General features: G+C 69.6%; 17 protein-coding genes and 4 pseudogenes. 12 read left to right on the plus strand and 9 right to left on the minus strand.

Annotation, left to right across the window (positions count from 1 at the left end):
• Positions 1 to 5: 5 nt before the first annotated feature.
• The 6 genes and pseudogenes from ACFU8Q_RS17220 to ACFU8Q_RS17245 all read left to right on the plus strand — a co-directional run.
• Positions 6 to 206, plus strand: coding sequence for a DUF5999 family protein (locus ACFU8Q_RS17220; protein ID WP_384454138.1), 201 nt, complete (start codon positions 6 to 8; stop codon positions 204 to 206).
• Positions 203 to 859 carry a hypothetical protein gene (locus ACFU8Q_RS17225; RefSeq protein ID WP_384454080.1) on the plus strand — a complete coding sequence of 219 codons (657 nt, stop codon included), beginning with the start codon at positions 203 to 205 and terminating at the stop codon, positions 857 to 859. Before ACFU8Q_RS17220 ends, ACFU8Q_RS17225 begins: the two co-directional genes overlap by 4 nt.
• A gap of 239 nt (positions 860 to 1098) precedes the next feature.
• Entirely contained in the window at positions 1099 to 1836 is a 738-nt protein-coding gene (locus ACFU8Q_RS17230) for a C39 family peptidase (protein WP_384454083.1), read from the plus strand.
• Positions 1837 to 1902: 66 nt separating this feature from the next.
• Positions 1903 to 2706, plus strand: coding sequence for a hypothetical protein (locus tag ACFU8Q_RS17235; RefSeq protein ID WP_384454086.1), 804 nt, complete (start codon positions 1903 to 1905; stop codon positions 2704 to 2706).
• A gap of 12 nt (positions 2707 to 2718) precedes the next feature.
• Positions 2719 to 3756, plus strand: a complete 1038-nt coding sequence (locus ACFU8Q_RS17240) for a radical SAM protein (RefSeq protein WP_384454089.1) — start codon at positions 2719 to 2721, stop codon at positions 3754 to 3756.
• 189 nt (positions 3757 to 3945) lie between these two features.
• Positions 3946 to 4077: pseudogene (locus ACFU8Q_RS17245) on the plus strand (XRE family transcriptional regulator); the annotation flags it as partial.
• A 235-nt stretch (positions 4078 to 4312) separates the two neighbouring features.
• On the opposite strand, the gene ACFU8Q_RS17250 reads toward ACFU8Q_RS17245, so the two are convergent.
• A complete protein-coding gene (locus ACFU8Q_RS17250) occupies positions 4313 to 5119 on the minus strand; it encodes a hypothetical protein (RefSeq protein WP_384454141.1) in 807 nt (268 codons plus the stop codon).
• 96 nt (positions 5120 to 5215) lie between these two features.
• On the opposite strand from ACFU8Q_RS17250, the pseudogene ACFU8Q_RS17255 reads away from it, so the two are divergent.
• The 3 genes and pseudogenes from ACFU8Q_RS17255 to ACFU8Q_RS17265 form a co-directional block, all read left to right on the plus strand.
• Positions 5216 to 5566, plus strand: a pseudogene (locus ACFU8Q_RS17255) (LuxR C-terminal-related transcriptional regulator); the annotation flags it as partial.
• A 62-nt stretch (positions 5567 to 5628) separates the two neighbouring features.
• On the plus strand, positions 5629 to 5802 hold the full coding sequence (locus tag ACFU8Q_RS17260) for a hypothetical protein (RefSeq protein ID WP_384454092.1): 174 nt from the start codon (positions 5629 to 5631) through the stop codon (positions 5800 to 5802).
• Positions 5803 to 5936: 134 nt separating this feature from the next.
• Positions 5937 to 6140: pseudogene (locus ACFU8Q_RS17265) on the plus strand (hypothetical protein); the annotation flags it as partial.
• A 48-nt stretch (positions 6141 to 6188) separates the two neighbouring features.
• Here the strand turns inward: ACFU8Q_RS17265 and ACFU8Q_RS17270 are convergent.
• Positions 6189 to 7640: an FAD-dependent oxidoreductase gene (locus ACFU8Q_RS17270; RefSeq protein ID WP_384454095.1), complete on the minus strand. Its 1452-nt coding sequence runs from the start codon at positions 7638 to 7640 to the stop codon at positions 6189 to 6191.
• A 246-nt stretch (positions 7641 to 7886) separates the two neighbouring features.
• A pseudogene (locus ACFU8Q_RS17275) lies at positions 7887 to 8399 on the minus strand (IS1380 family transposase); the annotation flags it as partial.
• A 109-nt stretch (positions 8400 to 8508) separates the two neighbouring features.
• Here ACFU8Q_RS17275 and ACFU8Q_RS17280 point away from each other — a divergent pair.
• Positions 8509 to 8910, plus strand: a complete 402-nt coding sequence (locus ACFU8Q_RS17280) for a RidA family protein (RefSeq protein ID WP_020578017.1) — start codon at positions 8509 to 8511, stop codon at positions 8908 to 8910.
• Between the two features lie 440 nt (positions 8911 to 9350).
• Here the strand turns inward: ACFU8Q_RS17280 and ACFU8Q_RS17285 are convergent, their stop codons facing one another.
• From ACFU8Q_RS17285 to ACFU8Q_RS17305, 5 genes are all read right to left on the minus strand, one after another.
• Positions 9351 to 9728, minus strand: a complete 378-nt coding sequence (locus ACFU8Q_RS17285; RefSeq protein ID WP_384454144.1) for a hypothetical protein — start codon at positions 9726 to 9728, stop codon at positions 9351 to 9353.
• Between the two features lie 154 nt (positions 9729 to 9882).
• Complete coding sequence (locus ACFU8Q_RS17290) at positions 9883 to 10302, minus strand: hypothetical protein (RefSeq protein WP_384454099.1); 420 nt, start codon at positions 10300 to 10302, stop codon at positions 9883 to 9885.
• 316 nt (positions 10303 to 10618) lie between these two features.
• Positions 10619 to 12064 (minus strand): aldehyde dehydrogenase family protein, encoded by a 1446-nt coding sequence (locus ACFU8Q_RS17295; RefSeq protein WP_384454102.1) that lies wholly within the window; start codon positions 12062 to 12064, stop codon positions 10619 to 10621.
• A 165-nt stretch (positions 12065 to 12229) separates the two neighbouring features.
• The gene (locus ACFU8Q_RS17300; protein ID WP_384454105.1) at positions 12230 to 13843 is read right to left on the minus strand and encodes a PucR family transcriptional regulator; all 1614 of its coding nucleotides are present in this window, start codon (positions 13841 to 13843) and stop codon (positions 12230 to 12232) included.
• Between the two features lie 143 nt (positions 13844 to 13986).
• Entirely contained in the window at positions 13987 to 16341 is a 2355-nt protein-coding gene (locus ACFU8Q_RS17305; protein ID WP_384454108.1) for an ATP/GTP-binding protein, read from the minus strand.
• Between the two features lie 300 nt (positions 16342 to 16641).
• Between ACFU8Q_RS17305 and gabT the strand changes: the two genes are divergently transcribed.
• Together gabT and ACFU8Q_RS17315 are read left to right on the plus strand one after the other, a co-directional pair.
• A complete protein-coding gene (gene gabT, locus ACFU8Q_RS17310) occupies positions 16642 to 17982 on the plus strand; it encodes a 4-aminobutyrate--2-oxoglutarate transaminase (RefSeq protein ID WP_384454111.1) in 1341 nt (446 codons plus the stop codon).
• A gap of 148 nt (positions 17983 to 18130) precedes the next feature.
• The gene (locus ACFU8Q_RS17315; protein ID WP_384454114.1) at positions 18131 to 18982 is read left to right on the plus strand and encodes a phosphatase PAP2 family protein; all 852 of its coding nucleotides are present in this window, start codon (positions 18131 to 18133) and stop codon (positions 18980 to 18982) included.
• A gap of 132 nt (positions 18983 to 19114) precedes the next feature.
• Here ACFU8Q_RS17315 and ACFU8Q_RS17320 read toward each other — a convergent pair whose 3' ends face one another.
• Positions 19115 to 20530, minus strand: a complete 1416-nt coding sequence (locus ACFU8Q_RS17320; RefSeq protein ID WP_384454117.1) for an NAD(P)/FAD-dependent oxidoreductase — start codon at positions 20528 to 20530, stop codon at positions 19115 to 19117.
• Between the last annotated feature and the right edge of the window lie 21 nt (positions 20531 to 20551).

A 20551-nucleotide genomic window follows, 5' to 3' on the forward strand; every position in this document is an offset into this window, starting at 1 on the left:
CGCACATGTGCCAGCACAAGACTCCCTGCCCCAGCGCGGGCGCGTCGGATCGCGAGGCGGCCAGAACCGTGGCACGAGACGACGTCTTGGGCTGGTCCCGCCTTTGCAACGGCGTGTTTCTTTTTGACGACACTGGTGAATTGCTGCCCGACGGCGAGATCATTTCGCCGCACCGCCCCGCCACAGTGGCAGGAGCAGCCGCATGAGCAGGGTGAGCCGCCTCGTCCCGTACATCACAGCGCGCGAAGGCGAGGAACCCGAATCGGTCCTGGCGCTGCGCGCGACTTTCGACGGTGCCGGCCGGTCAGCGCTGGGCTACTGGGACGAGAGCCAAGAGGACCGCGATCCGCGGGGTGTCCTGTGGGGCCGGTGCTCGCAGCTGATCGGCCGGGACGGGATGCCGTCCGGGCCGCCGCGGCGGCGGCTGATCCACCCCGCCAGGCAGCGCGAGACGATGACACGGCTCCACTGCCAAATCTGCGCAGGCCCTACCAGAACACCTCAGGGACACCCGTTCCTGGAGCCCGCTACCAAAGGCCGTCCGCAGCCTGGGGACATCCTCCGCACCGCGCAGCCCCCGGTCTGCCTGGCGCACCTTCGCGTCGCAGTTGAGCAGTGTCCACGTCTCCAGGAGGGCTACACCGCCCTGATGGTGCGCAGCGCCCCCCTCTACGGGGTCATCGGCACGCCCTACCAGTGGACGGCCCAGGGGGTCAAGGAACTGCCCGGGACCGACACACCCATGCCCTACCGAACGTCAGAGCTGCGGTGGTTCCTGGCCTCACAGCTCGTCCGCTGCTTGCAGGACTTCACGGTCGTCGACCTGGACGACCTCACGACGCTCGACTTAATTGCCTGAACGATCCTGGAGGGGCCAATGTCCCGTCGCGCACGTCAAGCGGCAGTCTTCCTGACTGCCATCGCGTTCATCATCACCGCCGCAGAGTGGGCGCCCCGCCGCTCCGGCTGACGCCGGACTCATCCAGGCGCTGGAACGCCTCCCGCACGGGTCGCTCGGCGTGGTGGTGTCCGGCGGCAACGTGGACTGGCATATCTATCAGAGCCTGTTGAACTCCTCGATGGTAAGGACAGACCCCTATGACGCACGGCCTGCCGTTCCCGTGCTGCGCTGACTCGTCCCACAGCCCGGGAGTCGTGCACCGCCCGGTTCCCGCGTTCGCTCAGTACGCCAGCCCGAACTTGATCGAGGCCATCGCCTACCGCGGCCACAACCCGGCCGACGACCCGGCCTGGGCGAAGACCGGCGCACCCACCCAACAGGAGTACGGACATTGGTCCCGCCACCTGTGCGGCATGGTGTGCCTCCAGATGGCCCTTGTGCACCGCGACGGGACGGCTCCGGCGCTGTGGAGCTTGCGGGACGGTGCCGTGGGAGCGGGTGCGTACCAGGTGGAAGGGGAGGAGATCCGCGGGCTGATCTACCGGCCATTCGCCGAGTACGCCGCACAGGTGCACGGGATGAGTGCCGTAGTGCACCGGCAGCTGTCCCTGGACGACCTGCGGACAGTCTGCGACACCGGCCGCATGGTCATGGTCAGTGTGTCGAAAGGCATCCGGACACCCGAGGTGGAGCCAGAGCGACGCGGCGGGCACCTCGTCCTCGTCGTCGGCGTCACTGAGGCAGGCGATGTCCACTTCAACAACCCCTCCGGTCACACCCAACGCACCCGGAAAGCCGTTCTCCCTCTCGGAGACTTCGAGCGCTTCTTCGGCGGACGCGGCGTCAGCCTTGACCTGCGGCCACTGAGCCTCAGCACACCACTGATGGGAAACGCCATGGCCGAGTCGACGCCAGGCGTACCGCCAGGAAAGTAGGTCCGCGGCTCCGAGCCGCAAGAGTCTACGAGGCGACAAGCCCGCACCACCCTGAGGAGCATCCCCATGACAGGCGTCCTGACGACCGACCACCCGGCCTGGATCGAGACCGAGAGCGGCCGCCTTGCGCGGGCCGTTTGCATGGCCACGGGCATCTGGACCCTGTCATGGGACCGCGACGGCCTGCACATGCAGTGTGTGGCCGGCACCGAGGACGTCAAACCGCACGTCACCACCACCGACCCCGCCTGCCTGCCCGACACGGTCCCCGCCACCCTGAAGACCGGGCTGCGCGGCCTCGGCCCGACGCAGCGTCTGGTCAACCCGTGGCTGTGGGACGCGATCACCACGGCGATCCTGCGTCAGGTCGTGCGAGCCGGGCAGGCACGCAAGCTCTACCGGGCCTGGTGCAAGGAGTACGGAACCACTGTCGACAGCCCCTTCGGTGAGCTTGCCGTCGCTCCCACGCCCATGCAGGTGCTGGCGCTGGACGATGAACAGTTCGCAGCCGTCGGAGCGAAGTTCCACCGCATCGTGTTGCTGGCCGCCGCCGAACACTACGAGCTGCACGCCGTCGACTGGCTCTGTATGGACGCCCACGAACTGGCAGCCGCCCTGACGAGCGTGCCCCGCATCGGCCCGTGGACTGCTGCGGCAGCCGCAGCCGACGTCACCGGCGACTTCAGCGTCTACCCGCACGACGACCTCGCCGTGCGTACCTGGGCCGCGCAGATCGCGCCCGCCCACCCCTGGCCGGACAAGAAGGACAAGGCGTTCGGCCCTATGTGGACCGGCATGGCCGGTCCCGACCGCACTGCTCTGCACACCCTGACCCTCTCCACCCTCACCTGGGGCTCCCATGCCCGCTGACCTGGAGGATCGATGCAGCAGTTACCTCTCATCTCGGGCGCTGACCCGACGCACGCACTTCCCTCTGGTGGGGCGTATGACGTCACCGCCCTACACAATTTCGCGGCGCTCCGCGGGCAGCTCCGTGTGTCCTTCACCCCGCAGTGCAACGCGCTGTGCTGGTTCTGCCACAACGAGGGCGATGTGCCGCCGCCCGAAACGCACCGAGACCGCAGCCACAAGCCGCGCGAGCGGCAGTTCGACTCTGACGCGTTCCTGCGCACCATCACTAGCCTCATGGAGGCAGGGCTCAAGCGGGTGTACTTCACCGGCGGGGAGCCGCTCGTGTCCCGCTGGGCGCGTCCGGTCCTGACGCAACTCCCCCCGAGCACGCCGGACTCCACGTACACGCTCATCACCAACGGCCTTTTGGTCCGCCGGAATCAGGAGTGGCTCGCGCAGACGCCGCTCGACAAGATCAAAGTGAGTCTGCACTACTTTTCCGACGAGTCGCTGATGGAGATCGCCCGCGTCCCGCAGGGCATCGGAGCGATCCTCGACGGCATCGAGGCCGCCCGGGAAGTGGTCCCCCATGTCGAGTTGAACACGCTTCTGCAGCGCCAGAACGAACACGAAATCGAGGCCATCCTCGACTACGCCCTGGAACGACGCCTGCCTGTCCAACTCATCGAACTCGTCGATACCGACTACAACGAGTCCGGTTCCTCAGCAGCGGTATCAGCCGAGGGCGCGATCCGCTACCTCCGCAACCTCACCAGCGACGAACACACCGAGATAGCCGGCGTGGGGCAAGGACGCCGCGTGTTCCGTGTCGACGGCGTCGAGATCGACGTCATCCACCGCGACCTCGGCAGGCACCACGTCGGCCAGTGCGGCACCTGCCCCGTGCGACCCAAGTGCGTTGAAGGGTTCTGGGCCCTACGTATCGATCAAGAACGTACTGACCACGGTGATGAACCGCTATCAGCTGCGCAATCGGACCCACGCCGTCGCGTTCGCGATGCGTCGAGGCTTGATCTGACCAACGGATACGTCAAGGCCCGCCACTGACCAGCTGTCCGTGCCGGCCCGCACGGTTCAGATATGCCAACCCCTCCCCGGCCTGACGGCCAGGTGACCCCTGCCCTCGACGACGTCAACGCCCGGATCCGCGACCTCATGGACCAGCCCGCCACCCCGCACCGCGCAGAGGAGTACCAGCATCTCCTCACCTCGTGGGCCGAACTCGTACGGGGCGACGCCGACCAGCAACTGCGGGAGATCGCAGCCGAAGCGCTCAAGGAGGTGTACTTCCAGGACGGCGGCCGCCGCGCCGGATCCCTGGAGGAAGTCCGCTTCACGGACATCGAGCACCTCGAGTTCGACCTGTAGCAGCCGTACCCCGAACAGCCCGCGACCCCCAATGCAAGTCGACACGGAACTCATTGAGTTCACGCAGGGCCGCATCCAGGCCGTCCCGATCGGGCACACTGGGGGCGACGGTTACGTCGCACTTCGTTGGTGTCACAACCCGAGGATGACGACGTAGCCGTCGCCCTGTCCGGCGTTTTCCCATGTGGGGGACTCGAACGCCACCTTGGGCGAGCCCACAGGTTTTATCTCAAGCTTAGTTCGGCTGCTTGAGCGGTGGCAGACCGGCACACAGGGCGGTCGGGAACTCGGGCTCGAGGCGGTGCACGTCGGCGCAGCCGCCCTTCGTGCTGCGGGCGATCGGTTTCCAGCCCGACGTCTGCGCCCGGAAGAACCAGCGGGCCCCGATGCTCGCCCCGCAGCCGGGACCCTCGCCCTTGGCGCAGACGGGGCCCATGCGCGAGGAGACGCTGAACACCAGCCACTTCCCGTCGCAGTGCTCCTCGCCACGCGAGGTGTGCTTCGGCACGTCGAGGGCCATCACCGCCTGCTCGTAGGAGGCCGCAGTGCAACCGGTGGGCGCGGGGTGGCAGCCGAGTTCGCCGCACAGGCGCAGGTCGGGCAGGTCGGCGCCGTCGGCGGTGAAGGCCGTGTGGGTATCCATGGCGAGTTCGCGGTGGCCGAGCGGGGACGGCAGCCGTACCCGCGCTGTGGCCGTCGCCGTCTTGCGGCAATCGTCGCGCGGGGGGCCGCCCGTCAGAGCGGAGAACGTGACCTGCACCCACACTGTGCGGTCCGAGGTGTCGATGACGACCGCCTTCACGTCGCGCGCGCACGTCTTCCCGTCACCGGGCACCTCGGCATCGACGCTGAGTGTGCGGTGGTCGGCGGCAAGCCGGGCGGCGGTCACCCTGACCGGCGCGTACGTCTGCCAGCGTGGCGACTCCGACACGGCCGGCGCTCCCCTGACTCCGGCTCCCGCACCGCCGGACCCGGCCCGCAACGTCCCGCAGGCACCGAGCAACAGCACGCCGACAGCGCTCAGCAGAACGACCGCGATCATTGATCTTGTACGTGACATCTGTTCCAGGCCCCCCCCGAGCGTTCACGTTCCCCGGGTGACTATAGGGCGACACGCGGTCGTGGCGCCGCGGCGGACCGGGGCGAGCACGTCTTCGCCCGCATGAAAACCTGGACGATCCTCCGCGACCGCCGCCTCGAAGGAGACGGATTCAACCACGCCCTGCTCGGCATCGCACACCTGCACAACCTCGCCCTCGCCGGATGGACCGGGACACTGCAGGAGGGACGGCACTTCAGCGGTCTGTCCGCCCGTGAGATCGACGTGCTCCGCCTCGTCGCCGAAGGACACAACACCGAAGCCATCGCATCGAAGCTCTCCTATTCCGAACGCACGATCAAGAACGTACTGACCACGGTGATGAACCGCTATCAGCTGCGCAATCGGAGCCACGCCGTCGCGTTCGCGATGCGTCGAGGCTTGATCTGACCAACGGATACGTCAAGGCCCGCCACTGACCAGCTGTCCGTGCCGGCCCGTACGGTTCAGATATGCCAACCCCTCCCCGGCCTGACGGCCAGGTGACCCCTGCCCTCGTCGAAGTCAATGCCCGAATCCGCGACCTTATGGACCAGCCCGCCACCCCGCACCGCGCAGAGGAGTACCAGCATCTCCTCACCTCGTGGGCCGAACTCGTACGGGGCGACGTCGACCAGACGGCATAACGTGCGACGTCCCCGCTCAGGGGTTTGAGCGGGGGCGTCAGGTCCAGTCGACAGCAAGCAGCCAGCAGCCATACGGAAAAGGACACAATCACCGTAGAGGCGGGCACGGACATCGGCCGTGCCCGGGTCGGCGGACCGGCGCCCGCTGGTCACTCGCCGGAGCCGAAGCCGTCCTGAAACTGCGAGCCCTGACCAGCAACGGCGACTTCGACCCCTACTACGCCTGGCACCTCAAACAGGAAACCCGTCGTGTCCACCAAGCCCGCTACCAGGACAGACTCCGCCTCGCAGCCCCTCGCGCGTCGGCTCACTCTCGGACTCAACATCAAGCAGCCTAGCGATCTTGAACGTTCGTCGTCCAAGAGGCCGTCACCCAAGCTGAACAGCTACATCTGGGCTCTGGCGTACCGCAGTGCGATCTCCTGGAAGACCTGGGCCTGCGTCGGGTAGCAGTGAACCGTTTCGGCCAGCACCTCCAGCGGCACCTGGTTCATGATTGCCAGCGTAAGCTCGGTGATCATCTCACCGGCGTGCGCCGCCACAAGCGTCGCTCCTGCGATCTCGCTGCTGCCGCTGCGCGTGTATATCGCCCCGAATCCCTCCTCCTCGCCGTCGATGAACGCCCGCGCCACCTTGTCCAGGTCGAGCCGGTAAGCGTCGATGGCGACACCTTCGTTGCGGGCTCGGCGCGGAGTTAGGCCCACCTCGGCCACCTCGGGATCGGTGTAGGTGCAGTGGGGAATGACGAGCTCTCGTGCCGGGCGATGCGCTCCGTCCAGCGCGTTCGCGATACAGAGCCGCGCTGTCGCATTGGCCGCGTGCGTGAACTTCTGCGGGAAGGTTGCATCGCCAATGGCATAGATGTCGGGGTTGCTGGTGCACAGGTATTCATCTACCTCCACGCCATCCCCGTCGGCGTGCACCCCTGCCGCGCCCAGGCCCAGGTGCTCCACGTGCGCCTTGCGGCCGGTGCCGAACAGCAGCGCGTCATAGGGCAACTCGCGCGTCTCGCCGGTGCCCTGCGCCAGCAAACGGCCGGCGCCCGCCCGTACTGCCTTGAGCCCCAGATGGAGCCTTAGCCCCTCCTGCTCGAACCGGCGACGGATCAGCTCACTGACCTCCTGCTCATCATTGGGCAGCAGGGTCCTGGAGTGGCTGACCAGGTCCACCTCGCTGCCGAGACGCCGGAAGGCCTGGGCCAGCTCGCATCCCATCGGACCGCTGCCGATGACGACCAGCCTGGCTGGCAGCTCGGTCAGTGAGAAGACGGTCTCGTTGGTCAGGTACTCGCCTGTCCGCAGTCCCTCGATGGGGGGCACCACGGGGTTCGATCCGGTGGCGATCACGGCCGTCCGAAATCGCAGTAGCCTGCCCTCGACCTCCATGGCATTCGGCGCGGTGAAGCGCGTGTGCCCGAGGTAGACCTCCGCCCCCGCTTGCTCGGCCACCTCGACCGCATCGCCTGCGCTGCTGAGGGAACGCATCTTGCGGACCCGATCCATGACCGAGCCGAAATCAGTTTGGGGTGGGGCGTCGAGCCGAAAGCCGAACTCGGCCCCGCGGCTCGCATCGTGCACCGCGCGTGCGCAGCGAATCAGCGCTTTGCTCGGCGTGCAGCCGAAGTTGACACAGGTGCCCCCGGTCAGTCGCTGCTCGGTCATAGCGACGCGGTGCCCGCCTGCGGCAGCAGTTATGGCGGCGGTGAGGCCGCCCGGTCCGCCGCCGAGCACCACCAGGTCGTAGTCACCACCTTCGCGGTTGACCCAGTCAGGTGGGTGCCCCTGGCGGATCGTCCGCTGGTTGTGAACGTCATCGGGGTAGAGCTCGATAGTCGTCATGGCGCACCCTTCGTGGGCCAGGTTGGACGAGTTCCCGAGCGATCACGGGCGCACAGGTCCAAAATGTCGACCACATGGTGCAAATTACCGTGATATGGGCATTTTCGCCACGTGGCGGTGATCGTCGACGCCACGCTGAAGAGTGGGTCCGTCGCCGAGAGCTGCCGTGGCGCACACGTGTCAGGCGGGCTGTCGCACCGCCGTCCCACGACGATTGTCGATCAGGTTCCGCCAGAGTGCATCCGCACCGCGGCGTGCGATATCGCTTGCCGAGCCTTCGACGTGCGCGTGCAAGGCCCACCCGAGCACGGTAATGTGGTAATTCGCGGTATTGGAGCCCGCGTTCCCCACGCCGAGCAGCCTGGCGAGCGCTTCGCTGTCGGCGATGTCGGGGCGGTCCAGGAACACCGGTAATGGGTGGTGGCCGTAGGTTTTCTTCCAGGTCGCTGCCGCGTTCTGTTGGAGTGGTCGATGGTGATCGTGTCATCGACATCAATGTGCAGCCACCCACCCGCGGCGGGTGCGGCACCGGCCGCCCACGCCAGTGCCCGCGCGGCCGCGGCGACCAGATCGGCGAACACCGCCCGGCTCGTACGCCCGCGGACCCTTGTACGTGTCCGCGAGCACGGCTGCGACCTGCACCGAAAGTGTGGTCAGGTCGGCGAGTTCGCGCACCATGCCCATTCCGGCATGCGACAGGACACCCAGGCCGTCAGCAGAGATTCGTACCCAGCCTGGCGTGTGGAACCCTTCAGAAATCCCATTGTGTCTTGCAGGACAGACACTTTCGCATTTCGCACGCACTCATCGGCGGACTTTCGCGAAAAATCCAGGCTTGACTGACGCCATACAGACAAGGAGCGAACGCATGGAACGGGAAATCATCCGGGTCGAACCCATCGACAGCAATTTCGAGAAGTGGGGCGCGCCGGTGTCGACCTGTACCCGGGCCGGCAACATGGTGTTCATCTCGGGCATGCCGCCTTTCGACCCCGACACCGGGGAACTCGTCCCGAACGCGCCGTTCGAACGCCAGGTCGAGCTCATCCTCACCCAGATTAAGAAGGCGCTCGAGGCCGCCGGCTCGGACCTCGACCATGTGCTGAAATGCAACGCAATGTGCATCTCGGCCGACCACTTCAATGCTTTCAACGAGGTCTACAAGCGCTTTTTTCCGAACAACCCGCCTGCCCGCATCTTCTTCTGCGTGCCGGAGTGGACGGGCCCCTTCGACATCGAGGTCGACTGCATCGCCGTCACGAAGGACTGAGGGCTGGGACGACATGACCGCGCCACGCGCGGTGACGATCACGACCCGGACGATGCAGGCCCTGGTCGCCGTCAACGCCGCCGCGGTGCAGGCGGGCCGGCCCGACGCCCCCTCGCCATGGACAGCACGCCGAGCCTGGTGCCCTGACCTACCAGATCGCCGCCGCGCTCTACCAGCAACCGGCAGGTCGCCACCACCCATCTGCAGCGCATGCTCGCCCCACACATACACAGCACCGGACCAGGAAGCTGCGCGAGCAGGGCCTGGCCCCCGCCACCGAGAGCTGGGTCGCCGCCCAAGCCCGCAGTGTGCTGGCCGGCGACGAGCGAACAACAGGTCATCGCCGACACACACCGGAGCGCGATAGCTGTCACCTGACCTCGGCGCGGGCGGCCTGATGGGCAGCCGCCCGCCCCCCGAGCCGTGGGGCGGGCGGTGCGTCAAGAGGTTGCGGCCGGAGGCGGCGTGTTCGGTGGCGGGGGCGACTCGCTCTCGTCCGGACACAGCCGGGCCAGCCGATGATTCGCCAAGTCGACTGCATCCCGGAGACTGCCGCCGCTGTTGGGGTACAGCTCGTGTTCAACTCGGCTCAGTCGCGCCTCGATCCCGCTCACGCGCTCCATGACCCCAGGCCGGCCCGGCACCCCGGGGCGCTCCTCCTCGCCGGACCAGTCGTCCATGAACTCCGCGACGCGGCCGCCCAGGTGGAGCGCACCGCGCGAGATGCGCCACAGGACGGTCACCACAGCGGTGAGGACGGACAGCGCCCCGCCCCACACCAGCACCGTGTCCACGGCCGGGATGCCGGTCGCTTCCATACTCACCCCCCGGCGCCCGGGGCGTCGTCACGCGGGGTGTGCCTCGCCTGGTACCCGGCCAGCCCCGTGAGCCCGGCCGGTACGAGCGCCAGGAGCGGCGCCTGAAGCCAGGACGGGAGCGGGCCGAGGAGGCTGGAGTCCGCGGCCACGGAGTTCAGTACGGCAATCGCGATGCCGACCAGGAACGTCGCGGCGGGGGCGACATGTCCTTGACCTTCGACCCGCGCTTGACCTTCGTCTTCAGCATCTTGTTGACCCACGCACCGATCGTGGCCTTGCTGAAGTGCTCGGCGGAGCGGATGTCGCAGTTGCCGAAGGTCGGGAACATGTACATCTCCAGCGCACGGATGCGCTGTTGCTTGTAGCGCTTGCTCGCGGTGCGGTTCTCGACGGACTCAACGGCCCAGCGGTCGAAGCGGTATCGCAGCTCGTCGGCAGCCGTCGGGGCGATGTAGCCCTTGCCCTTCACCCAGCCGGGAGGCCAGTGCTGCCCGGCCTCGTCAACGGCGTCCCTGAAGACCTTGGCCGAGTCCTCGTCATCGAAGCGCTCGGTCTGCTGCTCACCGGTCCTCACACCGCCTTCGCGCCACCTCACCTGGTAGCTGGAGACCTCCCCAGCCCTGTTCCTACGCGCAACAAGGTTCGCCCTGTTCCTACGCGCAACAAGGTTCGCCATGTGCGGAGATTAGCGGCTCGTGCTCCCACGGTGCTCCCATTACCCCATCTGAACCAGCCAAGATCCGACCATCGCCACAGGTCAGGGTGCAGATACGCAGAAACGGCCGGAGCCCCCGCACAGTGGGCTCCGGCCGTCTCTCTGCCGCCTGCTGTCGTGCTGTCCAGGCGGATCACAGGCGACGTAGGTGGATCGGTTCGATCCTGTTCGTGGACTACAGGGCGAGGCCGGTCAGGACCAGCACGCGCTCGTAGGTGTAGTCGTCCATGGCGTAACGGACGCCCTCGCGGCCGACGCCGGACTGCTTGGCGCCGCCGTACGGCATCTGGTCCGCGCGGTAGGAGGGGACGTCGCCGATGATCACGCCGCCGACCTCGAGGGCGCGGTGGGCGCGGAAGGCGGTCTGCAGGTCGTGCGTGAACACGCCTGCCTGCAGGCCGTACTTGGAGGAGTTGACCGCTGCGAACGCCTCGGCCTCGCCGTCCACCCTCTGCACGGACAGCACCGGTCCGAAGACCTCCTCGCAGGAGAGGGTGACGTTGTCCGGGAGCTCGGCGAGCACGGTCGGGGCGTACGTGGCACCGTCCCGCTTGCCGCCGGTGAGCAGCTGGGCGCCGGCCTGCACGGCCTCGTCCACCCAGGACTCGACGCGCTTGGCGGCGTCCTCACTGACCAGCGGGCCGACGTCGGTGGCGGCGTCGGACGGGTCACCGGTGACCTGGGCCTCGACGGCCGCGACGATCTTCGGGAGGAGCCGGTCGTAGACCTGGGCGTCCGCGATGACGCGCTGCACCGAGATGCAGGACTGGCCGCCCTGGTAGTTGGAGAAGGTGGCGATACGGGTCGCGGCCCAGTCCAGGTCCTCGTCGGAGGCGTAGTCGCCGAGCACGACCGCGGCGCCGTTGCCGCCGAGCTCCAGGGTGCAGTGCTTGCGCGGCACCGACTCCATGATCGAGTAGCCGACGGGGCCGGAACCGGTGAAGGAGATCACCGGCAGGCGCTCGTCCTGGACCAGGGCGGGCATCCGGTCGTTGGGGACCGTCAGCACGGACCACGAACCGGCCGGCAGGTCGGTCTCGGCCAGCAGCTCGCCCAGGATCAGCGAGGAGATCGGAGTGGCCGGGGCGGGCTTCAGGATGATCGGGGCACCGACGGCGATGGCCGGGGCGACCTTGTGGGCGCTCAGGTTCAGCGGGAAGTTGAACGGTGCGATGCCGAGGACCGTGCCGCGCGGGAAGCGCCGGGTCAGGCCGAGGCGGCCGGTGCCACCGGCGTCGGTGTCGAGGCGCTGCGCGTCACCGCCGTTGAAGCGGCGGGCCTCCTCGGAGGCGAACCGGAACACGGAGACGGCGCGGCCGACCTCACCGCGGGCCCACTTGATCGGCTTGCCGTTCTCGGCGGAGATCAGCTGGGCAATCTCCTCGGTGCGCTCCACCAGGCGCCGTACGACGTGGTCGAGTGCGGCGGCCCGGACGTGCGCCGGGGTCGCGGCGAACTCCTCGCGCACGGCGTGCGCGGCCGCGACGGCCTCCTCGATCTGGGCGTCGGTCGGCACGCTGACGGTGCCGACGAGACGGCCGTCCCAGGGGTTGGTGACGTCGAAGCTGTCCTCGCCGGTGGCCTGGCGGCCGGCGAGCCAGAAGGCGTGGGTGGAAGTCATGGAGGTTCCGGCCCTTCGGAGACGTGGGGTGTGTTGCCCCCACCGTAGGGCCGTGCGGCCGCCCTGGCGTTTGTCCGGCATGGAGCAGTGCGCGGCGGGGGTGCGCCGGTTTGTCGGATGCGCGTACGTCCACGGGGACACCGGGCCCATCCGTCGGCGCGAGGGCTACATCTGCGGCACCTGCGTCTGAGGCACCAACGGGGAGCTCGTGGCCTTCAGTGCCAGCCACAGCTCCATCCGGACGTCCGGATCGTCCAGGGAGCGGCCCAGGATCTCCTCGACCCGGCGCATCCGGTAGCGCAGGGTGTGGCGGTGCACGCCCAGGTCGGCCGCGGCCGCGTCCCACTGGCCGTGGTGGGCGAGCCAGGCCCGCAGGGAGGCGACCAGGTCACCGCGGCCCTTGGCGTCGTGCTCGTGCAGGGCGCGGAGCATTCCGTCGGCGAAGGCCCGTACGGCGTCGTCCGCGAGGAGCGGCAGCACCGAGCCGGTCGCCAGCTCCTCGTGCTCGACCAGCGCCCTGCCCCGGCGGCGGGCCACCGACAGGGCCTGTTCCGCCTGCTTGTACGCGGCGGAGACGGCAATGGGGCCCGCCGGCGCGGAGAGGCCAACGACCACCTTGCCCTGGCCCTCCTCCGGCGCCGGTTCGCGCGACGGCCGTGCCGCATGAGCCTCCTGGGCCTCCTGCGCCTCCGCGAACGCCGTGCAGGCGGCGACCGCGGCTCCGCCGTCCGCGGCCAGCACGACGAGCCGTTCGCCCTCGGGCACGGCCAGCAGCGCCTCGCCGGTCCGGAAGGCCGCCGCGTCCATCGCCTCGCCCAGCGCCGCCGGTGTCGCGGGCCCGGACGCTTCCGCGATGAGCAGCCTGAACGGGGCGTCGAGCAGCCCCCCGTACAGATCCCCGGCGACGGCCCGCGCGTGGTCCGGCTGGCCGGCCAGCAGCATGCGCAGCACCGCCGCGCCCAGCCGCTGTTCGGCGCTCTGGAGGGACCGGGAGCGGGCGGTGGTCAGGGTCAGCAGGGCGACCGCGGAGTGCACGGCGTACCGCTCGGCGGTGCCGAGTGCCGCCCCCGTGCCGACGGCCAGGGCGCCCCGGACCCGGCGGCCGGTGCCGAGGGACTGGAGCTCCACCCGGTCGTCGGTGCCGCCGACGACCACGCTGGCCGGGGCGGGGCGGTCCCGCAGCCGTTCCACATCGGGGGTGAGCCGGGCGGCCCGGCGGGCGGCCCACTCGGGGGCGGCGGCGACCACCGCGCCGGAGGCGTCGTACAGCGCGGCCCAGCCGTCGACATGGGCCGCGAGCCGGCCCAGGAGCTCGCCGGGGCCGTCGCCCGCGAGCGCGGCCTTTGTCAGCTCCCGCTGGGCCTCGAACCCCGCCGTCACGGCCCGGTACTGATCGGCGGCTATCGCCGACGACACCGCCTTGGCGATGGCGAGGAACGGGGTGCGGCGCGGCACTTCGAGGAGCGGCAGACCCGTCTCCTCCGCGGCGTCGATCAGGGCCTGCGGTACGTCGTCGTAGTTGACGCCGACGGCGAAGCCCAGACCGACGACTCCGGCCCCGGCCAGCCGTCGCACGTACCGCCGCATCGCCTCGGGGTTCTCGGCGTCGAGGTTGGTGGCGGTGACGAGCAGGAACTCACCGCCTTCCATGTACGGCACGGGGTCGGTCAGCTCACTGGCGTGTGCCCAGCGCACGGGCGCGTCGAGCCGGTCCGCCCCCGCACGCACCGTGAGTTTGAGCGCCGAATTCTGGATGAGCGAGGCGAGAGTGGGGGGCATGGCGACCGCGGTACCTCAGGGAGTCGATGAGGGAATCGATCAGCATCGATTTTTGCCGTCCCGTATGAACGGCTCCCCTCGATTCTGCCAGGGCGGCAGGGTTTGCCGTAACCGCTCCCGCGCCGCTCGCCCCCCCGTACCGCTCAGCTGTTCAGGTCCACCAGGAGCGGCGGTGCGTGCTCGCCCTTGACGGTGGTCAGGGAGAGCACCGCGTGCCCGGCAGGCACCCGGTGGGCCAGTTCGGAGGCCGACCACCGCTCGCGCTCCACCTGGCGCACGGTCACCGCGTCCGTGGTGACCGCCTTTCCGGTGACCAGTTTGCGCAGGGCGTGCACGGCCCGGGTGAGCGGCTGGTCGGCGAAGACCGTGTGCTTGGCGACCTCGGTGGTCTCCACCCATTCCGTGCCCCACGCCTGTGCGAAGAGCCGCCCGTCCCAGGTCGTGACGCCGGAGAACGTCATGTGGCAGCCGACCGAGCCGAGCAGCGCCGTGTGCAGGCTCTCCGGTACGTCGTCCAGCCCGCGCAGGGTGAGCAGGACACCGGCGTTGCAGTTCCGCAGCCGCTGCACGGCCCGTACGGACTCGGCGGTGACGACGTGCGTGGCGTCGTCCAGGGCGAGGAAGGCGAACAGCGAGCGGTCCGTACGGGCGGCCGCCCCGGAGGTGAACTGGGCGAGCACCAGCCGGGCGATCAGGCGCGCGGCCTCGGGGTGGGCGCGTTCCGGCAGGTCGATGCGGACCCGCAGCGGGTGTTCGAGGGTGCGTACCGAGAAGGGCCGGGTCGTACCGGTGGTGTCGAAGAACCCCGCGAAAGCGGGCCGGTCCAGGGCGGCGAGCCGGTCGGCGAGAAGGAGTCCCGGGTCGCCGGGGGTGCCCGCCTGCCGTGCCCTGGTGTCGAGTTCACGGACATAGGAGCGGTGCGCGCCCGTGTCGAGCAGGGCCCGGAGCTCGGCCAGGGCACCGGGAGAGCCGTCGAGCAGCTCGCGCAGCACCGGGACGGACGGGAAGCGGTCGTGGACCGCCCGGTACGGGCCGAGCAGTTGGGCGAGTGCGGTCGTGGCCCGCCGCGCGTCGATGTCGGGCAGGTCGCCGGCGACCGCCTCGGCGAGCAGGGCGGCGGCCTCGTCGGCGTCGTCGGTTCCGCTGTACAGGTCGAGGTCGTGGGCGCAGGACGGGTCGCCCGGCCTGATCACCACGTCGTAGCCCTCGTCGGGCCCCAGCGGGGTACCTGCCGCGCAGACGGCCACGACAACGGCCTTCCCGGCGAGTGCCTGCAGGGCGAGCGACTCCACGACGGGGCGCACCAGGTGCCGGGTCTTGCCCGACCCGAAGGGCCCGACGGCCAGCAGCGAGGAGCCCAGGGACGCCGGGTCGACGGCGGCCCCCGCGCCCCGCCGGGCCGCCGGGTTGCGGTCGAAGTCCGTGTACCGGCCGAGCCGCACCTGCGAGGTGAGCAGGTCGTGGGTGGCGGTGCGGGTCGGCAGGTCCCGGTCGCCCGAAGGGTGCGGACAGGCCCGTGCGCCCTGGCCGAGCACGGCGTCGGTGAACGGGCCGACGCGCGAGGGGTCGGCCTCCACGGATACCCAGGCACGCCGGATCCGTACGCAGTCGACGTCGTTCATCCGCCCGGCCCGCTCGTCCGCCACCAGCCGGTCGGCGGCCGCGTGCCGACCCGCGGCGCGCAGCTGCGGCCAGTCGGCAGGGCTCTCCTCGGGTGCCCTCTCCGGTTCCGGCCCGCTCTTCGCACGGCCGCGCAGCTCCCGTACGAGGGTGAACCAGCCGCCGGCCCGGGCGATCGGCAGGATGATCGCGACGGCGCCCACCAAGTGGTACACGGTCTTGAAGGTCTCCACGCGATCCAGGGTCTCCACGGCCGTGCCGCCGTAGAGCCACGAGTACGGCGTCAGGCCCAGTGCCAGGTCGTCGAAGGGCAGCAGGTCGTCGGAGTTCACGAAGCACCAGACCAGGACGGCCCCGACCAGCGCGGTGCGCAGCGCCCGGCCCGGCTGGGGGTGGTCGGCGGCGTACCGGCGGAACACCTCGTGCCAGTTGCCCAGCCGTCCGAAGCCCCAGATCACCAGGACGGCGACCAGGCTGTTGTAGACGGCGAGGGCGGTCAGGGCCGCCGCGGGGCGTTCGAGCCCCCACCAGTCGGACGGTGTGACGACTTCGAGGAGGATCCGGCTGTGCGGCACATATCCGTTGCGCCACAGCGACCACACCAGCAGGGCGGCGAGCAGCGCCACGACCGCACCGCCGATCAGCGCCCGGTCGGGCACCCGGTCGGGGTCGGCGTCGGGCCGGGGGGTGTGGCCGAATCGCCAGAGGCCGGGCTCGGCCGCCGCGCGCGGGGTACGGAGCCAGTCCCCCAGCGAAGGGCCGGACGCTGGGGCGTATCCCGGCCTGGGCGGCAGTTCGGGCGGTGGCGGGCCCGCCGGGCGCGGCACCGGACGACCGGAGCGGGTGTCGCGCGAGCCGTACGTGCCCTCGGTGTCCATCTGCTGTCCCTCGTCCCCTGACCAGCGCCGACCGGTAACTCCGGGCGCACGCGCCCGAAGTCATCAATCTAGTGCCCCGAACCACCCCGTCGGACGCGGTCCGGCCGGATGTCTCCGCCCGCGCGCGGAGGTCTCCGGACCCCTCCGCGCGCCGCCGCGGCCCGGCCCCGGGCCCCCTCGCTATGTCCGTGGCGGACAACCGTGTCCGGTCACCACTCCCGAACGGAACATGCCGGACCCCGGGCCCCGCCCATAGCCTGCAGAAAGAGAAGCGTCCGAAACACCCCACAGGAGCCCCTCATGACCGCAATTCCGCAGGAGCGCCGCGTCGTCACTGCCATTCCCGGCCCGAAGTCGGTGGAGCTGCAGGCCCGCCGTCTCGCGACGGTGGCCGCAGGTGTGGGCTCCACCCTGCCGGTGTTCACCGCCCGCGCCGGTGGCGGGATCATCGAGGACGTGGACGGCAACCGTCTGATCGACCTCGGTTCCGGTATCGCCGTGACGTCGGTCGGCGCCTCGGCCGAGGCCGTCGTACGTCGTGCGTCCGCGCAGCTCGCCGACTTCACCCACACCTGTTTCATGGTCACGCCGTACGAGGGGTACGTCGAGGTCTGTGAGCAGCTCGCCGAGCTGACGCCGGGCGACCACGCCAAGAAGTCCGCGCTGTTCAACTCGGGTGCCGAGGCCGTCGAGAACGCGGTGAAGATCGCCCGTATCTACACCAAGCGCTCCGCGGTCGTCGTCTTCGACCACGGCTACCACGGCCGCACCAACCTCACGATGGCGCTGACCTCGAAGAACATGCCTTACAAGCAGGGCTTCGGCCCGTTCGCGCCCGAGGTCTACCGGGTGCCGGTGGCGTACGGCTACCGCTGGCCGACCGGTGCCGAGAACGCCGGCGCGGAGGCGTCCGCCCAGGCCATCGACCAGATCACCAAGCAGATCGGCGCGGACAACGTCGCCGCGATCATCATCGAGCCGGTGCTCGGCGAGGGCGGCTTCATCGAGCCCGCCAAGGGCTTCCTCCCGGCGATCGCCCAGTTCGCCAAGGACAACGGCATCGTCTTCGTCGCCGACGAGATCCAGTCCGGCTTCTGCCGCACCGGCCAGTGGTTCGCCTGCGAGGACGAGGGCATCGTCCCCGACCTGATCACCACTGCCAAGGGCATCGCGGGCGGCCTTCCGCTGTCCGCCGTGACGGGCCGCGCCGAGATCATGGACGCCGCCCACGCCGGTGGCCTCGGTGGCACCTACGGCGGAAACCCGGTGGCCTGCGCGGGTGCGCTCGGCGCCATCGAGACGATGCGCGAGCTGGACCTGAACGGCAAGGCGAAGCGCATCGAGGAGATCATGAAGGGCCGCCTCGCCGAAATGCAGGCGAAGCTGCCGAACGGCGATGTCATCGGTGACATCCGCGGCCGCGGCGCGATGATCGCGATCGAGCTGGTGAAGTCCGGCACGAAGGACCCGAACCCGGAGGCCACCGCGAAGCTCGCCAAGGCCTGCCACGCGGAGGGTGTGCTGGTCCTCACCTGCGGCACGTACGGCAACGTCCTGCGCTTCCTCCCGCCGCTGGTGATCGGCGAGGACCTGCTGAACGAGGCTCTCGACGTCATCGAGCAGGCTTTCGGCCAGATCTGACCTGTGCGAAACCCCTGACGGTGCCGGAAGGCGTTTTCGCCGGGGATGCAGGGCCCGCGTGAGGGCGTGTGAAGAAGGTGTGCGGGGCCGATGGCGGGATCCGTTTCCGTCTGTCGGTCCCCTATCCGCTGACGTACGGTTTCCGCAGATGAGAGAAACACCCCGCCCGCAGGGGACTGCCGGCGACGCCGGGTCGGAGCTTCCCCAGCACCGTCCTGGCCGTGCCTTCGCGCACACCACTGGGGCCGCTGGCTCCGGAACTCCTCACCGATCGGATGGCCGCCCGCCCCAAACCCCCCGGGGCGCGCGGCAAACCGATCCGACCGGCCGCCCCGGAGCCACCCCCCCTGCTCCCGGGCGGCCGGCTCTTCTCATTTCCCTGGTGCCATCCTTCCTGGCGCTCCTCGCGCTCACCACCTGGCAGGTCGCGGCCGACGGTCCGCTGCGCGGGCTGGACGAGCGGACCGCCCGGGCACTCGTCGGGCAGGGCCCCGCCCCGCTGACCGAATTCCTCGCCGATCTCGGCAACATGCAGATCGCGCTCCCGGTGCTGGGCTGCGCGATCGTCTGGGCCCTGGTGCGCGGCGCCCGCCGGGAGCCGTTGTACGCGGCGCTCACCATGGCGGCGGTGCCGCTTCTCGTCGCCCCGATGAAGGACTGGATCGCCCGGCCAGGGCCGCTGACGGACGCCACCGGCTACTACCCGTCCGGCCACGCGGCGACGGCCGCGGTGGCGTACGGGGCGGCGGCCCTGCTGACCACGCCGTATGTGCGGCGGTCATGGGTGATGCCCGTCGCCGCTGTCCTGCTGACCGCGGCGACGGGCATCGGTGTGGTGCTGCGCGGCTATCACTGGCCGCTGGATGTGCTGGGCAGCTGGTTCCTGTGCGGGCTGCTGCTCCTGCCGTTGGGCATTCGCTCCCATTCCCGCCGGCAGGCGTCCGGATCCGGCGCCACTGATGCGAGCCACTCGACTGCTGTTCCGACCCCCGCGCCATGACCGGCCTCCATTTCGTGTGCACCGGCCGTGCGGCCGGTGTGTTCACACGGGAGAGAGGGGTGGCGCCGATCCATTACGCGGGTTCGGGTTACCCGTTGGCAGTGAACCGGATCACGCGCGCCCGGGCATCGCTCAGCTGTCGAAGCCGAGCCCCAGCCGGTCCATCGTCCGCAGCCACAGATTGCGGTGCCCGCCGTTGCTGTCCGCCCTGGCCAGGGACCGCTTGGTGAGTTCGATCCCGGCCCAGGCGAAGGGCTCCGGCGGGAACGGCATCGGCTTGCGGCGGACCATTTCCAGAGCGGTCCGTTCAGTCTCTTCGCCGCCCAGCAGATCGAGCATCACATCGGCACCGAACCGGGTGGCTCCGACGCCGAGTCCGGTATATCCGGCGGCATAGGCGACCCGGCCCTGATGGGCCGTACCGAAGAATGCGGAAAAGCGGGAACAGGTGTCGATCGCCCCGCCCCAGGCATGGCTGAAACGGACCCCGGCGAGTTGCGGGAAACAGTCGAAGAACTGGCCCGCGAGTTTGAGGAAGGTCTCCGGACGCTGGTCAAGATCGGCGCTCAGCCGGCCACCGTACGGATAGATCGCGTCATAACCGCCCCACAGGATCCGGTTGTCGGCCGACATCCGGAAGTAGTGGAACTGATTGGCGCTGTCGCCCAGCCCCTGCCGGTTCTTCCAGCCGATGGAGGCGAGCTGGTCGGCGGTGAGCGGTTCGGTCATCAGCGCGTAGTCGTAGACCGGTACGGTGTACGACCGCACCCGCTTGACCAGGGACGGGAAGATGTTCGTACCCAGTGCGACGCGGCGCGCGAAGACCCTTCCGTACGGGGTGCGGACCGCCATCGCGGCGGGTGTCCCGGCCAGTTCGAGACCCCGGGTGTGCTCGTACACCCGGACCCCCAGGTCGAGACAGGCACGCTTCAGGCCCCAGGCCAGTTTGGCGGGGTGCAGCATGGCGACCCCGCGCCGGTCCCAGAGTCCGCCCAGGAAAGTCGGTGAGTCGACTTCGGCGCGCACCGCGTCCCGGTCCAGGAATTCCATTCCGGTGAAGCCGAGCTTCTCCGCTTCCTGGTGCCATGCGTGGAGTTCTTCGAGCTGGTGGGGTTCGGTGGCGACGTCGATTTCGCCGGTCCGCTCGAATTCGCAGTCGATGGAGTAACGGGCGACGGCCGCCTCGATGGCGTCGAGGTTCCGCTCGCCCAGCTCCTCCAGCTTGTTGATCTCTTCCGGCCACCGTTCCAGGCCGTTGGGCAGGCCGTGGGTGAGGGATGCGGCGCAGAATCCGCCGTTGCGGCCCGAGGCGGCCCAGCCCACCTCGTTCCCCTCGATCAGTACGACGTCCCGCTCCGGGTCGCGTTCCTTCGCGATCAGCGCGGTCCACAGTCCGCTGTAGCCACCGCCGATGACGAGGAGATCGCAGTGCTCGTCGCCCGTGAGCGCGGGCAGCGCTTCGGGCCGGCCGGGGTCGTCCAGCCAGAACGAGACCGGCTTGGCGCCGGAGAGTGATTGTGCTGCAGTACGCATGGCACCTGGGGCCATGGTTTCCAACTCCTTCAGGAA

Origin of the sequence: Streptomyces sp. NPDC057543, from assembly GCF_042801895.1 — a bacterium.
In the GTDB taxonomy this organism is placed as follows: domain Bacteria; phylum Actinomycetota; class Actinomycetes; order Streptomycetales; family Streptomycetaceae; genus Streptomyces.

Bases quoted from the DNA above. Each gene is read 5' to 3' on its own strand.
- ACFU8Q_RS17220 (WP_384454138.1), top strand. From the start codon at position 6: ATGTGCCAGCACAAGACTCCCTGCCCCAGCGCGGGCGCGTCGGATCGC.
- ACFU8Q_RS17225 (WP_384454080.1), top strand. From the start codon at position 203: ATGAGCAGGGTGAGCCGCCTCGTCCCGTACATCACAGCGCGCGAAGGC.
- ACFU8Q_RS17230 (WP_384454083.1), top strand. From the start codon at position 1,099: ATGACGCACGGCCTGCCGTTCCCGTGCTGCGCTGACTCGTCCCACAGC.
- ACFU8Q_RS17235 (WP_384454086.1), top strand. From the start codon at position 1,903: ATGACAGGCGTCCTGACGACCGACCACCCGGCCTGGATCGAGACCGAG.
- ACFU8Q_RS17240 (WP_384454089.1), top strand. From the start codon at position 2,719: ATGCAGCAGTTACCTCTCATCTCGGGCGCTGACCCGACGCACGCACTT.
- ACFU8Q_RS17250 (WP_384454141.1), bottom strand. From the start codon at position 5,119: ATGATCGCGGTCGTTCTGCTGAGCGCTGTCGGCGTGCTGTTGCTCGGT.
- ACFU8Q_RS17260 (WP_384454092.1), top strand. From the start codon at position 5,629: ATGCCAACCCCTCCCCGGCCTGACGGCCAGGTGACCCCTGCCCTCGTC.
- ACFU8Q_RS17270 (WP_384454095.1), bottom strand. From the start codon at position 7,640: ATGACGACTATCGAGCTCTACCCCGATGACGTTCACAACCAGCGGACG.
- ACFU8Q_RS17280 (WP_020578017.1), top strand. From the start codon at position 8,509: ATGGAACGGGAAATCATCCGGGTCGAACCCATCGACAGCAATTTCGAG.
- ACFU8Q_RS17285 (WP_384454144.1), bottom strand. From the start codon at position 9,728: ATGGAAGCGACCGGCATCCCGGCCGTGGACACGGTGCTGGTGTGGGGC.
- ACFU8Q_RS17295 (WP_384454102.1), bottom strand. From the start codon at position 12,064: ATGACTTCCACCCACGCCTTCTGGCTCGCCGGCCGCCAGGCCACCGGC.
- ACFU8Q_RS17300 (WP_384454105.1), bottom strand. From the start codon at position 13,843: ATGCCCCCCACTCTCGCCTCGCTCATCCAGAATTCGGCGCTCAAACTC.
- ACFU8Q_RS17305 (WP_384454108.1), bottom strand. From the start codon at position 16,341: ATGGACACCGAGGGCACGTACGGCTCGCGCGACACCCGCTCCGGTCGT.
- gabT (WP_384454111.1), top strand. From the start codon at position 16,642: ATGACCGCAATTCCGCAGGAGCGCCGCGTCGTCACTGCCATTCCCGGC.
- ACFU8Q_RS17315 (WP_384454114.1), top strand. From the start codon at position 18,131: ATGAGAGAAACACCCCGCCCGCAGGGGACTGCCGGCGACGCCGGGTCG.
- ACFU8Q_RS17320 (WP_384454117.1), bottom strand. From the start codon at position 20,530: ATGGCCCCAGGTGCCATGCGTACTGCAGCACAATCACTCTCCGGCGCC.